The organism is Embleya sp. NPDC056575 (genome assembly GCF_042793325.1).
In the GTDB taxonomy this organism is placed as follows: Bacteria; Actinomycetota; Actinomycetes; order Streptomycetales; family Streptomycetaceae; genus Embleya.
Genome location: NZ_JBHTVA010000021.1, coordinates 105,099 through 117,752 on the forward strand (window position 1 = coordinate 105,099; position 12,654 = coordinate 117,752).

A 12,654-nucleotide genomic window follows, 5' to 3' on the forward strand; every position below is an offset into this window, starting at 1 on the left:
CCGGTCCGCGCGAGCGCTCCGGGGTCAGCCGGCCGCCTCGCCCTTGTCCGGGGCGGGGACCAGCGGGGGTCCGCCGTGGCCGGCCGTGGCCGGCGCGAGGGCGTCGAGCGCGGCGCGCATCCGGGCCACCCGGCGGCGCAGTTGCACCGCGGAGGCGGCCAGGATCGGGTCGTCGGTCGACTCGACCTGCTTGGCCATGCCGTCGGCCTGCTCCTCGACCGCGGCCAGCCGGGTGGACAACTCCGCGATCACGTCCGCCCCGGCCCGGTCGCCGCCGGCGGGCCCCTCCAGGCGCCCGCGCAGCAGCGTGGCCTGCTCGCGCAACTGGCAGTTCTTCTTGTACAGATCCACGAAGACCGAGACCTTGGCGCGCAGCACCCACGGGTCGAAGGGCTTGGAGATGTAGTCGACCGCACCGGCCGCGTAGCCGCGGAAGGTGTGGTGCGGGCCGTGGTTGATCGCGGTCAGGAAGATGATCGGGATGTCGCGGGTCTTCTCCCGCCGCTTGATGTGCGCGGCCGTCTCGAACCCGTCCATTCCGGGCATCTGGACGTCGAGCAGAATCACCGCGAACTCGTCCGTGAGCAGCGCCTTGAGGGCTTCCTCGCCCGAGTGCGCTCGAACCAGGGTCTGGTCGAGCGCGGACAGGATCGCCTCCAGGGCGAGCAGATTCTCCTGACGGTCATCGACCAGGAGGATCTTGGCCTTCTCCGTCATGGCCCACCCTCTTCGATCCGACACGGTGGGTGACCCCGCGTATCGGTCGGCTCCACTCGTCCTTGTGCATGTTTTCGGTTTGCCTGGTTGACACTGCCGGCACTGCTGACGCCGCCCGGAATGACACGGCCTCGATCGACACGGTTCGACCCGGCACACCGTCGGCCGAGAACGCCCCGACGCACACCACGCCGGTCGAGCACACGTTCCGGGTGGTGCTCGTCCCGGTCATGGTAGTGGCCAGGCGATCGGCTCGGCAGGTATTCCGGAACAGACGACCGCATGGTGTCACCACAGCCCGACCTACGGTTGCGACAACACCCCATCGACCCCTCCACCCCTTCAACGCCGGTTCGACCATACGGGTTCCATCATGTGGTGCTTGGCACCCGAGAAGCGAACTAGTGGTCGAGCCAAGTGCGGATGATTCCCAACAAGTGCCGCGTGTCGACCGGCTTGGCCACGTAGTCGGAGGCGCCGGAGTCGATGCTCTTCTCCTGATCCCCCTTCATCGCCTTGGCGGTCAACGCGATGATCGGCAGCCCCGCGTACTGCGGCATCCGGCGAATCGCCGACGTGGTGGCGTATCCGTCCATCTCCGGCATCATCACGTCCATCAGCACGATCGCGATGTCGTCGTGTCCCTGGAGCACTTCGATGCCCTCGCGGCCGTTCTCCGCGTACAGCACGCTGAGCCCGTACTGCTCCAGCACGCTGGTCAGCGCGAACACGTTGCGCACGTCGTCGTCGACGATCAGCACCCGCTCGCCGTCGAAGGTGCCCTCGAACGGCTCGACCACCGGCTTGGCAGGGCCGGTGTGATCGGCCCGCACCGGCCCGGTGGCGCCGAGCACCGCCCGGGCCAGCGCGTCGGGGGTGGAGACCCGCTGGAGCAGCACGATCCGGCGCCGGTAGCCGCGCAGCCGGCCCGACTCGGAGCGGGTCGGGCGGGCCGGAACGTGCACCACCACCGGCAGGCTCTGCAATTCGTTCCGCGAGGCGACCGCGTCGAGCACCTGCCACGCGCCCTCGTCGGGCAGCCGCAGGTCCACCACCAGGCACGCGGGCGGCGCCTCGGCGAGCAGGCGCACCGCCTCGCCCTCGTCGGCGGCGGTGCTCAGGTCGATCTGCCCGTCGAGCCCGGCCAGCACGGTGCTCAGCGGCGCGCCGTCGGACTGCGGCGTCTCCACCACCAGGACCCGGCGCGGCGCCGCCTCGCCCGCGTCGTCGGGCTCGTCCTCCCCCTCCCCGGGCAACTCCGGGGCGTCGCTGAGCAGCGGGGTGGACGGCGCGGCGGCGGGCAGCGCCGCCCGGTACGGGGTCGGCGGCAACTCGGTGTCGCGGTCGTGGCCGATCTCGTCGCCCGGGACCAGGACGCTGTCCAGCGGGAGGTAGAGGGTGAACGTGCTGCCCCGTCCCGGCATGCTCTCCGCGTGGATCTCGCCGCCGAGCAGCCAGGCGATCTCCCGGCTGATCGACAGGCCCAGGCCCGTGCCGCCGTAGCGGCGGCTGGTGGTGCCGTCGGCCTGCTGGAACGCCTCGAAGATCACCTTGAGCTTGTCCACCGCGATGCCGATGCCGGTGTCGATCACCGAGAAGGCCACCGCGTGCTCCGCGTTGTCCAACTCGGTGTTGGTCAGCGGGATGTCGTCGGTGAGCGTGATCAACACCTCGACCGAACCGGAGTCGGTGAACTTGACCGCGTTGGAGAGCAGGTTGCGCAACACCTGTTGCAGCCGCTGCTCGTCGGTGAACAGGATCCCGGGCACCGCGGGCGAGACGTGCACGGTGAACTCGAGGTTCTTCTCCGAGGTCAGCGGGCGGATGGTCGCCTCGACGTAGTCCATCAGCTGGGCCAGCGCGATCCGCGCGGGACGCACGTCCATCTTCCCGGCCTGCACCTTGGACAGGTCCAGGATGTCGTTGATCAGCTGGAGCAGGTCGGATCCGGCGCCGTGGATGGTCTCGGCGAACTCGACCTGCTTGCGGGTCAGGTTGCCCTCGACGTTGTCGGCGAGCAGCTTGGCCAGGATCAGCAGGCTGTTCAGCGGGGTGCGCAGCTCGTGCGACATGTTGGCCAGGAACTCGGACTTGTACTTGGAGGACAGCGCGAGCTGCTCGGCCCGCTCCTCCAGCGCCTGCCGGGCCTGTTCGATCTCCCGGTTCTTGATCTCGATGTCCCGGTTCTGCCTGGCGAGCAGCGCCGCCTTGTCCTCCAACTCGGCGTTGGAGTGCCGCAGCTCGCCCTGCTGGCGCTGCAACTCCTCGGACCGTTCCTGGAGTTCCTCGGTCAGTCGCTGCGACTCGGCGAGCAGCATCTCGGTGCGCGAGTTGGCCATGATCGTGTTGACCGTGACCCCGATCTGCTCGTTCAGCTGCTCCAGGAAGTTGCGGTGCACCTTGGTGAACGGGCGGAACGAGGCGAGTTCGAGCACGCCGAGCAGCTGGTCCTCGAACAGCACCGGCAGCACGATCACGTTCGCCGGGGCGGCCTCGCCCAGGCCGGAGGCGATCTTGATGTAGCCGGGCGGCGCGTCCAGGATCAGGATCGAGCGCTTCTCCAGCGCGGCCTGGCCGACCAGCGACTGGCCGAGCCGGAAGCGGGTGGGCACGCCGCCGCCGTCCTGGTAGCCGTAGGAGGCGATCAGCCGCAGCTCGACCACGTCCTCCTGGGTCAGCTCGGCCAGGAAGAAGGCGCCGTGCTGGGCGTCCACGACCGGGGTCAGCTCGCTCATGATCAGCGCGGCGACCGCCATCAGGTCGCGGCGGCCCTGCATGAGGCCGGAGATCCGGGCCAGGTTGGTCTTGAGCCAGTCCTGCTCCCGGTTGGCCCGGGTGGTCTCGCGCAGGTTGTAGATCATCTGGTTGATGTTGTCCTTGAGCTCGTCGAGCTCTCCGGACGCGTCCACCGCGATCTGCAACGACAGGTCGCCCCGGGTCACGGCGGTGGCGACCTCGGCGATGGCCCGCACCTGACGGGTCAGGTTGCCGGCCAACTCGTTGACGTTCTCGGTGAGTTGCTTCCAGGTACCGGAGACGCCCTCGACCTCGGCCTGGCCGCCCAGCATGCCCTCGGTGCCCACCTCGCGGGCCACGCGCGTGACCTCGCCGGCGAACGCCGACAGCTGGTCGACCATGGTGTTGATGGTGGTCTTGAGCTCCAGCATCTCGCCGCGCGCGTCCACGTCGATCTTCTGCGACAGGTCGCCGCCGGCGATCGCGGTCGTCACCTTGGCGATGTTGCGGACCTGGCCGGTGAGGTTGTCCGCCATCGAGTTGACGTTGTCGGTCAGGTCCTTCCAGGTGCCCGAGACGCCGGGCACGTGCGCCTGGCCGCCCAGGATGCCCTCGGTGCCCACCTCGCGGGCCACACGGGTGACCTCGTCGGCGAACGCGCGCAGCGTGTCGACCATCGTGTTGATCGTGCCCGCCAGGCCCGCCATCTCGCCCTTGGCCTCGACGGTGCTCTTCTGGGACAGGTCGCCGTCGGCGACGGCGGTGGCCACCTGGGCGATGTTGCGCACCTGGGACGTCAGGTTGTTGGCCATGACGTTGACGTTGTCGGTCAGGTCCTTCCAGATGCCGGAGACCCCGCGCACCCGCGCCTGCCCGCCGAGTCGACCCTCGGTACCCACCTCGCGGGCCACCCGGGTCACCTCGTCGGCGAACGCGGAGAGCTGGTCGACCATCGTGTTGACGGTCTCCTTCAGCTCCAGGATCTCGCCCCGGGCGTCGACGGTGATCTTCTTGGACAGATCGCCCGTGGCCACCGCCGTGGTCACGTCGGCGATGCTGCGCACCTGGCCGGTCAGGTTGCCTGCCATCACGTTGACCGACTCGGTGAGGTCCTTCCAGGTGCCGGAGACGCCCTTGACGTCGGCCTGCCCGCCGAGTCGACCCTCGGTACCCACCTCGCGGGCCACCCGGGTGACCTCGTCGGCGAAGCCGGAGAGCTGGTCGACCATGGTGTTCACGGTGTTCTTGAGTTCGAGGATCTCGCCCCGGGCGTCCACCGTGATCTTCTGCGACAGGTCACCCCGGGCCACCGCGGTGGTCACCTGGCCCAGGCTGCGCACCTGTTCGGTGAGGTTTCCGGCCATCGAGTTGACCGAGTAGGTCAGGTCGCGCCACACCCCGGCCACCCCGAGCACCTGGGCCTGGCCGCCCAGTCGGCCCTCGGTGCCCACCTCGCGGGCCACGCGGGTGACCTCGTCGGCGAACGCGGAGAGCTGGTCGACCATCGTGTTGACGGTGTTCTTGACCTCCAGGATCTCGCCCCGGGCGTCCACGTCGATCTTCTTGGACAGGTCGCCGCGCGCGACCGCCGTGGTCACCTCGGCGATGTTGCGGACCTGGGCGGTGAGGTTGCCCGCCATGAAGTTCACCGAGTCGGTGAGGTCGAGCCACACGCCCGCGACGCCCGGCACCACCCGGGCCTGGCCGCCGAGCCGGCCCTCGCCGCCGACCTCGCGGGCGACCCGGGTGACCTCGGAGGCGAACGCGGACAGCTGGTCCACCATGGTGTTCACGGTGTTCTTGAGCTCCAGCATCTCGCCGGAGACGTCGACCGTGATCTTCTGCGACAGGTCGCCCCGGGCCACCGCCGTGGAGACCTGGGCGATGTTGCGGACCTGGCCGGTCAGGTTGCCGGCCATCACGTTGACCGAGTCGGTCAGGTCCTTCCACGTACCCGCCACGCCGGAGACCTGCGCCTGGCCGCCCAGGATGCCCTCGCTGCCCACCTCGCGGGCAACGCGGGTGACCTCGGAGGCGAAGGCCGACAGCTGGCCGACCATGGTGTTGACGGTGTTCTTGAGCTCCAGCATCTCGCCGGAGACGTCCACGGTGATCTTCTGCGACAGGTCGCCCTGGGCGACCGCCGTGGTCACCCCGGCGATGTCGCGGACCTGCGCGGTGAGGTTGAAGAAGGCGGTGTTGACCGAGTCGGTCAGGTCCTTCCAGATGCCCGCGCCGCCGGGGACCTGGGCCTGGCCGCCGAGCCGGCCCTCGAAGCCGACCTCGCGCGCCACGCGGGTCACCTCGGAGGCGAACGTGCGCAGCGTGCCGGTCATCGCGTTGATCGTCTCGGCGAGCTGGGCCATCTCGCCGCGCGCGGACACGGTGATGGTCTGCGACAGGTCGCCGTACGCGACCGCCTTGGTCACCTGGGCGATGTCGCGGACCTGGGCGGTCAGGTTGCCCGCCATGATGTTGACCGAGTCGGTGAGGTCCTTCCAGGTCCCCGAGACACCCTCGACCCGGGCCTGGCCGCCCAGTCGGCCCTCGGTGCCCACCTCGCGGGCCACCCGGGTCACCTCCTGGGCGAAGCCGGAGAGTTGGTCGACCATCGTGTTGACGGTCTCCTTCAGCTCCAGCATCTCGCCGGCCACCTCGACGGTGACCGTGCGGGACAGGTCCCCCTTGGCCACGGCGGTGGTCACCAGGGCGATGTCGCGCACCTGGAGGGTCAATCGGCTGGCCATCGTGTTGACCGAGTCGGTGAGGTCCTTCCAGCTGCCGGAGACGCCGCGCACCCGGGCCTGCCCGCCGAGCTTGCCCTCGGTACCGACCTCGCGGGCCACCCGGGTGACCTCGTCGGCGAACGCGCTGAGCTGGTCCACCAGTCCGTTGGCGGTGCGGCCCATCCGCAGGAACTCGCCACGCAGCGGCTGTTCGGCGATCCGCAGGTCCATGCGCTGGGACAGATCGCCCTCGGCGACCGCGGCCAGCACCCGGCCGACCTCGACGGTGGGGCGCACCAGGTCCTCGACGAGCGCGTTGGCCGCGTCGATGCTCGTCGCCCAGGCGCCCTCGCCCGGGCCCGGGTCCAGCCGCTCGGTCAGCTTGCCCTCTCGACCGACCACCCGACGCACCCGGGCCAATTCGCCGGACAGGTGCTGGTTGCGCTCGACCATGTCGTTGAACACGACGGCGATCTCGGACATGATCCCGTCGCCGGAAACCGTCAGGCGTTTGCGGAAGTTGCCGTCACGGACCCCGGTCAGGGCGGCCAGCAGACGCCGCAGATCCCGCTCGTCGTGCCGGCCCTGCCGGACGGCCGCAGTCCGCGCCTGCGCTGGGGAAGCCTTCGCCATCTCGCATTTCCTCCGCCGGACCAGATTCGCCGCGACCGTCCGTGCCTCCGGCCGCTTGCCATCCACAGTCTTTCACTCACAGGGTTGAGAGCAGAGGCGGTCCGGGAGGATGGTGCTTGTCATCCGGAAAGCGCGGGCCCGAAAGGCACGCTCGGACGGGACATCTGTCGGAATCGTGATCGATGCGTCACTGTTTGGAAGGGGTCCGCCCGATCGTCCGAAACCGATAGGGTGCGAATCTGCCGGACTGTGGAGCCGGATTCGTCACCGCAGCCGCCGTTCGTCGCAGATGCGGGAGTGTATGGATCAGGGAACGAGCATGCTCATCACTGCCCGGATGAGCGCTGCCTTCGCACCCGAGGGCAGGTCCGTGGCGGCCGCACGCTCGTTCGTCCGCAAGACGCTCACCGACTGGGACGCCGGCGACGTGGTCGACGACGCCGTACTGCTGACCAGCGAGTTGGTCACCAACGCGATCGTGCACGCGGGCACCTCGGCCGAGGTCTCGTGTGTGCGCTACGACGGCGGCGTCCAGATCGAGGTCACCGATCACTACCCCAGCCGCGAGTTGCCGGAGCCGGCGACCGGCTTCGACGACGGCGACGAGAGCGGCCGCGGGCTGTTCCTGTCCGCGTCGCTGGCCTCGGCGTGGGGGGTCGAATACGCCAAGAACGTCAAGCGGGTGTGGTTCCGGCTGGAACTGCCCGATCCGGTCTCGGCGACCAGTTCGGCCGGGCCGCTGCTGCCCGCCAACGCGCTGCCCGACGCCGCGGTGCCGGTCCGCGTGGCGGTGGTGCACGCCGACGCCTCGCGCAAGGTGACCCACTGGAGCCCCGAGGCGGCCGGGTTGTTCGGTCTGAGTGACACCGAGGCGATCGGCATGGCGCTGGGCGACCTGGTGGCCTGGCCGCAGACGCCGGGCACCGAGCTGACCCTGGACGAGATGCTGGAGCTGTCCCGCTGGCAGGGCGGGTACGACGTGCGCGCCGCCGACGGGGTGGCCACGCGCGTCTTCGCCTCGCACGTGCGGCTGCGCGACGCCGACGGCGATCCCGCGCTGGTCGCGCTCCTGGTGCCCGCGCAGGCCCGCGCGCTGCTGGAGAACCGGGACGCCTCGCGCGGTCGCGCCGGGGCGGCGATCCCGGTGGACAGCGAATGGGACGGGATCGACGGGCTGAACCGACTGGGCCTGGAGGACCTGCTCCAGCGCGCGGTCGAACGTGCCCGCGACCTGCTCGACGCCGACGCCGCGTTCGTGCTGCTGGCCACCGACGACGAGAGCGAGATGGAGGTGCGCGCGACCACCGGCCTGGCGGGCGCGGTGCATCGGCTGTCGCGGGTGCCGGTGGAGACCTCGGTGGGCCGTTACGGCTCGGCCCGGATGCCCGCCGTGCACGAGGACCTGGCCGCCGGGCCCGACGCGGTGCCGATCCTCCAGGAGACCCGGATGCGCTCGGCGGTGACCGTGCCGCTCAAGGTCGAGGGCCGGCTCACCGGCACGCTCGGCGTCGCCTCGGAGTCGGCGGCCCGCTTCGACAACGACGACGCGGCCCGGCTCCAGCGCGCCGCCGACCGGGTCTCGCTGACCGTGGAGAGCGCGCGCCTGTCCGAGTTGGAGCGGGTCCGGCGCGGCTCGCTGTCCTTCCTCGCCGAGGCGTCCGACCTGCTGGCCGGCACCCTCGACCCGGAGATGACGCTGGCCATGATCGCCCAGATCGTGGTGCCGCGACTGGGCACGTGGTGTGCGGTGCACACGGGCGAGTCGCACGCGCCGGTGCTGAGCGTGGTGTGGCACGCCGACGAGATGCGGATCGACGACCTTCGCGCGCTGCTGGACCACGCCGAGGCGCCGCGCGCGCAGCCCACGCCCGGCGCCCGGCGCTGGCTGGGCCTGCGGTCGTTGGACCCGGAGGTGGTCCGCGAGCACACCGACCTGGTCGCCGGCGAGGCGGTCACGCTGCCGCTGGTCGCCCGGGGGCGCGGCATCGGCATGCTGACCTTCGGCATCCTGGCCGGCGACCGGTTCCGCCGGGACACCCTGGAACTCGCCGAGGACCTGTCCCGCCGCGCCGCGCTCGCGATGGACAACGCCCGGCTGTACTCGGAGCGCAACGCGACCAGCCAGGCCCTCCAGCGCAGCCTGCTGCCGCCGGAGCTGCCCAAGGTGCCGGGGGTGGACGTCGAGGTCGTCTACCAGGCCTCCGGCGAGGGCAACGAGGTCGGCGGCGACTTCTACGACCTGTTCACCATCGGCGAGGACAAGTGGGGCTTCGCCATCGGCGACGTGTGCGGCACCGGCCCGGAGGCCGCCGCGGTCACCGGACTGGCCCGCACGGCGCTGCGGTTGCTGACCCGCGAGGGCATGTCGGTGCCCGCCGTCCTGCAACGGCTGAACACCGCGATCCTGGACGAGGGCCCGCGCAGCCGGTTCCTGACCCTCCTGCACGGCCACATGACCCACCGCGACGGCGGCGGGGTACGCCTGAGCCTGGTCTCCGCGGGCCACCCGCTCCCGCTTCGCCTGCGCCCGGACGGCACGGTCGACGCGGTGGCCACCCCGCAGCCGCTGCTCGGTGTGATGGACGAGGTCGACCTGGTCCTGGAGACGGTGGACCTGGACCCGGGCGACGTCCTGGTCTGCGTCACCGACGGCGTCACCGAACGCCGCGAGGGCACCCGCATGCTCGGCGACGACGGCCTGGCCGAGGTCCTGTCCGGCTGCACGGGCCTGACCGCCGGCGCGGTAGCGGCCCGAATCCACCGCGCGGTCGAACAATTCGCCGAAGAACAGGCCCGAGACGACATGGCCATCCTGGTCCTGAGAGTCTCCGGCGACGACTAACCCCCGACCCGCCCGCCACAAACCACCGCCCGACACCGAGTCGCGCGCGGCGACGCGCACCGGCACGTGACGCGGCGACCCTGAACCAGCCCCATCCGAAAGCCATAACGGAAGCACGAGCCACCCCCGAACCGAGGCCGCACCCCAAGCGCAAGCCGACCCCAAGCGGAGAGCGCAGCGGAACGAGTCACGGACCAACTCCGGCGCGGGCGGCCCAATCCGGCCGGCCCCACCCGCCCCCGCGCCGGCGGCGGAACGCAGCACCGCAGGTCGCGGCACAACCCCGAAGCAGGCGGGTAGAACCAGCCGAACCACCCCGAACTCGAGCGGAGAGCACAGCACACCCGGTCGCGAAACACCCCCGAGCCGGCACGCCCATCCGGCCGAACCCACCCGGGCGCAGGCGGAGGGCGCGGAGGCGCCGGTAGGCACGGCTCCGGGGCGGGCGGGTAGAGCCAACCGGCCCCACCCGGGCGCGGGCAGAGAGCACAGCAGACCCGGTCGCGAAACGCCCCCGAGCCGGCACGCACGCCCATCCGGCCGGACCCACCCGGGCGCGGGCGGAGGGCGGGGTGGGGTCGGTGGGTGAGGGCCGGCCGGGGCCTACTTGGGTGTCGGTGTCGCGTGGGTCGTGGACCAGCGTTGTTCGCCTTGCTGCCAGGTTTCGGTGGGGGTCAGGCTCGCCGCTTCGGCTACTGCGGCGGAGGCTGTGTTGGCCGGGTGGATGTGGGCGCCGATTTCTTCGATGCCCCCGGCCCGGAGCCAGGCCACCCACGCGACCGCCGCCTCCTTGGCGATGCCCCGGCCCTGCCAGGGGGTTCCCACCACCCAGGCCACGTCGGCGACCGGCCCGGGCCCCACCGTGGCCTGGACCGTGCCCACCAGACACCCCTGCGACCGCAGCCGGATCACCCGGTTCAACCAGACCACGCCGGGATCCGGCGATCCCTTCGCCCAGCGCGTGTAGCGCGCCCGCAGCGCGTCCACGTCCTCCGGCTCACCACCGATGAAGGTGTGCAGCGCCGGATCGCCCAGCACCCGCGCCATCTCCTCGGCGTGACCGACCTCGATCGGAATCAACTCAAGCCGATCGGTGACCACCGGCCCTGCCTCGTCCACGTTCATCGTCGCAGCATGCCGGCGCCTACGCGGCGATGTCGCCGCGATTTCGCCGCTCCCGCAGCCGCAACTCCGATCCGATCCGGGCGACGGTGGCCGCCGGCCGCTCGCGCGCCTGGAGTGTCGGGCAGTGCAGCACGAGCCAGCTCTGCCCGGCGATGCTCCGAGGCCGCGCCCTGACCCACTGCCGGTCGTCGGTCAGCTCCACCCCGACCCGCGCCCCCGGCCAGGCCAGCGCGAAGCGCCGCAGGACCCGACCGAACGCCGACCGGATCTCCCAGCCGACCTCGGCCGCCGGCACCCCGGCGTCGAGCAGCGCCAGCCGAAGCCGGGTCTCGTCCTCGCCCGCGCTGCGCCCGTCGGCCAGCCGCACCACCTCCGCGAGCCGATGGCGCCCCGGATGTCCGGCGTAGCGCTCGACCAGTGCCGCCAACGCGTCGGGCGCGACCAGCCCGGCCCGCAGGAACCCGTCGAGCACCACCACGCCGGTCTCCCGATCCGAGGTCCGGACCAGGTCCGCCGCGGTCCGGGCGGGCGAGGTGACCGGAATCCCGGCCCGCCACACCGTCTCCCCCGGTCCGAGCGCCATGATCCGCGCCCGGCAGCCGTGCCGGCGGGGCAGAGCCGCCCCCACCGGCACGACCACTTCGATCGGTGCCGCGCGCCGCGCCCGCGTCCGGGGCCGCGCCGGAACCCGCACGCCGTACAACCTCGCCGCGGTGCGCCCACAGACCACGGCCCCGCGGGGCAGAACCATGACCGCGGCCCGGGCCCGCACCTCCGGCGTGTCGTCGACGTGCGCGCCGACGTAGACCCCGTGTATGACCCGACGCACGTCGCCGTCACGCACCAGGCGTCGGACGACCGACCGGCCGACCCCGTGGCGGGCGGCGACGGCGAGGGTGAAGGGCCGGGACAGCAGTGCGGAAAGATCGGTCGGCGTCATGCGGGCCAGTGTGCGCGCGCCCCCTCCACGCGCGCCGTCCGTCGTCCACAGCCCCCGGGATGGGTGTGACCATCACACCCGGCCTGTGTACGACTTCGGCCCGGCCGCCCCCACGACCCGGCCCCGGCCGACCCGCCGACGCCCCTTCCGCCTCCCGCCCGGCCCGCACCCGCTACTCGGTGCCGGTGTGCTCCGCCTGCCGCCCGCATCCCTTCTTCGCGCGATAGAGCACCTTCCAGGTGGCCTCGTTGGTGACCCCCGAAGGATCGAGGCCGTTGCACTTCTGCACCCACCGGACCCCGTCCGCGGTGGCCGCGTCGAACACCCCGGTCTCCGGCAACTCGCCGGGGGCTCCGGACCTCGTGTCGATCAGGCACTGCACCTGGGCGACCGCGTCGTCCCGATCCCCCTCACGCAGCTCCGGCCGGTTGTCCTTCGCCACGTGGTCGCAGCGCGGGGCGGCCGCCGCCGGCGAGACGGGGCCCGTCATCCCCGCGCCCAGACCCAGCGCCGCACACGAGCTCAGCGCGAGCGCCGCGACCCGCCCACGCCGCGATCGCCCGAACCCGGCGGCCACCCGCCGCCCGGGCACCGAGATCGGCGCGCCCCACGGCGCGGGCGGCGGAGCGCCCCGTCGTGGGCCGCCGCAACGCCGATTCCGCTGTACCGCGTACATGTGTGCTCCTGACTGCCGATCCTGTCGACCGTGTCGACCTGTCCAGCGCCCGGAGAGCGGCTGCCCTCCGAACACGACCGACGTTAGGAGCCGGCAGTCGAGCCACCCATAAGTACGAGAACCCGACCTTCACACCACAAAAAGTCCGCAAATCCCCCATGACACCCCCGCTTCAGGCCAGCGGCATCCTCCCCCGCACCACGACAAGCCCGCCAAGACCCACCAAGGCCCCGCCACGGTCCGCCAAGCGCAGCCACCC

Annotated in this window: 6 protein-coding genes; 1 reads left to right on the top strand and 5 read right to left on the bottom strand. The window is 71.6% G+C overall.

Annotated elements, in window-relative coordinates:
- Window positions 1–24 precede the first annotated feature (24 nt).
- Together ACFRCG_RS18730 and ACFRCG_RS18735 are read right to left on the bottom strand one after the other, a co-directional pair.
- Window positions 25–717, bottom strand: a complete 693-nt coding sequence (locus ACFRCG_RS18730; RefSeq protein WP_380003118.1) for a two-component system response regulator — start codon at window positions 715–717, stop codon at window positions 25–27.
- Between the two features lie 401 nt (window positions 718–1,118).
- Window positions 1,119–6,812 (bottom strand): HAMP domain-containing protein, encoded by a 5,694-nt coding sequence (locus ACFRCG_RS18735; protein WP_380032800.1) that lies wholly within the window; start codon window positions 6,810–6,812, stop codon window positions 1,119–1,121.
- Between the two features lie 319 nt (window positions 6,813–7,131).
- On the opposite strand from ACFRCG_RS18735, the gene ACFRCG_RS18740 reads away from it, so the two are divergent.
- A complete protein-coding gene (locus tag ACFRCG_RS18740; protein WP_380032802.1) occupies window positions 7,132–9,654 on the top strand; it encodes a SpoIIE family protein phosphatase in 2,523 nt (840 codons plus the stop codon).
- 603 nt (window positions 9,655–10,257) lie between these two features.
- Here ACFRCG_RS18740 and ACFRCG_RS18745 read toward each other — a convergent pair.
- The 3 genes from ACFRCG_RS18745 to ACFRCG_RS18755 form a co-directional block, all read right to left on the bottom strand.
- Complete coding sequence (locus ACFRCG_RS18745; RefSeq protein ID WP_380032804.1) at window positions 10,258–10,779, bottom strand: GNAT family N-acetyltransferase; 522 nt, start codon at window positions 10,777–10,779, stop codon at window positions 10,258–10,260.
- Between the two features lie 19 nt (window positions 10,780–10,798).
- Window positions 10,799–11,719, bottom strand: coding sequence for a type IV toxin-antitoxin system AbiEi family antitoxin domain-containing protein (locus ACFRCG_RS18750; RefSeq protein ID WP_380032806.1), 921 nt, complete (start codon window positions 11,717–11,719; stop codon window positions 10,799–10,801).
- Between the two features lie 172 nt (window positions 11,720–11,891).
- Window positions 11,892–12,395: a peptidoglycan-binding protein gene (locus ACFRCG_RS18755; protein WP_380032808.1), complete on the bottom strand. Its 504-nt coding sequence runs from the start codon at window positions 12,393–12,395 to the stop codon at window positions 11,892–11,894.
- Between the last annotated feature and the right edge of the window lie 259 nt (window positions 12,396–12,654).

Excerpts from the sequence above, each read along its gene's own strand:
- ACFRCG_RS18755 (WP_380032808.1), bottom strand. The coding sequence starts at position 12,395 with ATGTACGCGGTACAGCGGAATCGGCGTTGCGGCGGCCCACGACGGGGC.
- ACFRCG_RS18745 (WP_380032804.1), bottom strand. The coding sequence starts at position 10,779 with ATGAACGTGGACGAGGCAGGGCCGGTGGTCACCGATCGGCTTGAGTTG.
- ACFRCG_RS18740 (WP_380032802.1), top strand. The coding sequence starts at position 7,132 with ATGCTCATCACTGCCCGGATGAGCGCTGCCTTCGCACCCGAGGGCAGG.
- ACFRCG_RS18730 (WP_380003118.1), bottom strand. The coding sequence starts at position 717 with ATGACGGAGAAGGCCAAGATCCTCCTGGTCGATGACCGTCAGGAGAAT.
- ACFRCG_RS18735 (WP_380032800.1), bottom strand. The coding sequence starts at position 6,812 with ATGGCGAAGGCTTCCCCAGCGCAGGCGCGGACTGCGGCCGTCCGGCAG.
- ACFRCG_RS18750 (WP_380032806.1), bottom strand. The coding sequence starts at position 11,719 with ATGACGCCGACCGATCTTTCCGCACTGCTGTCCCGGCCCTTCACCCTC.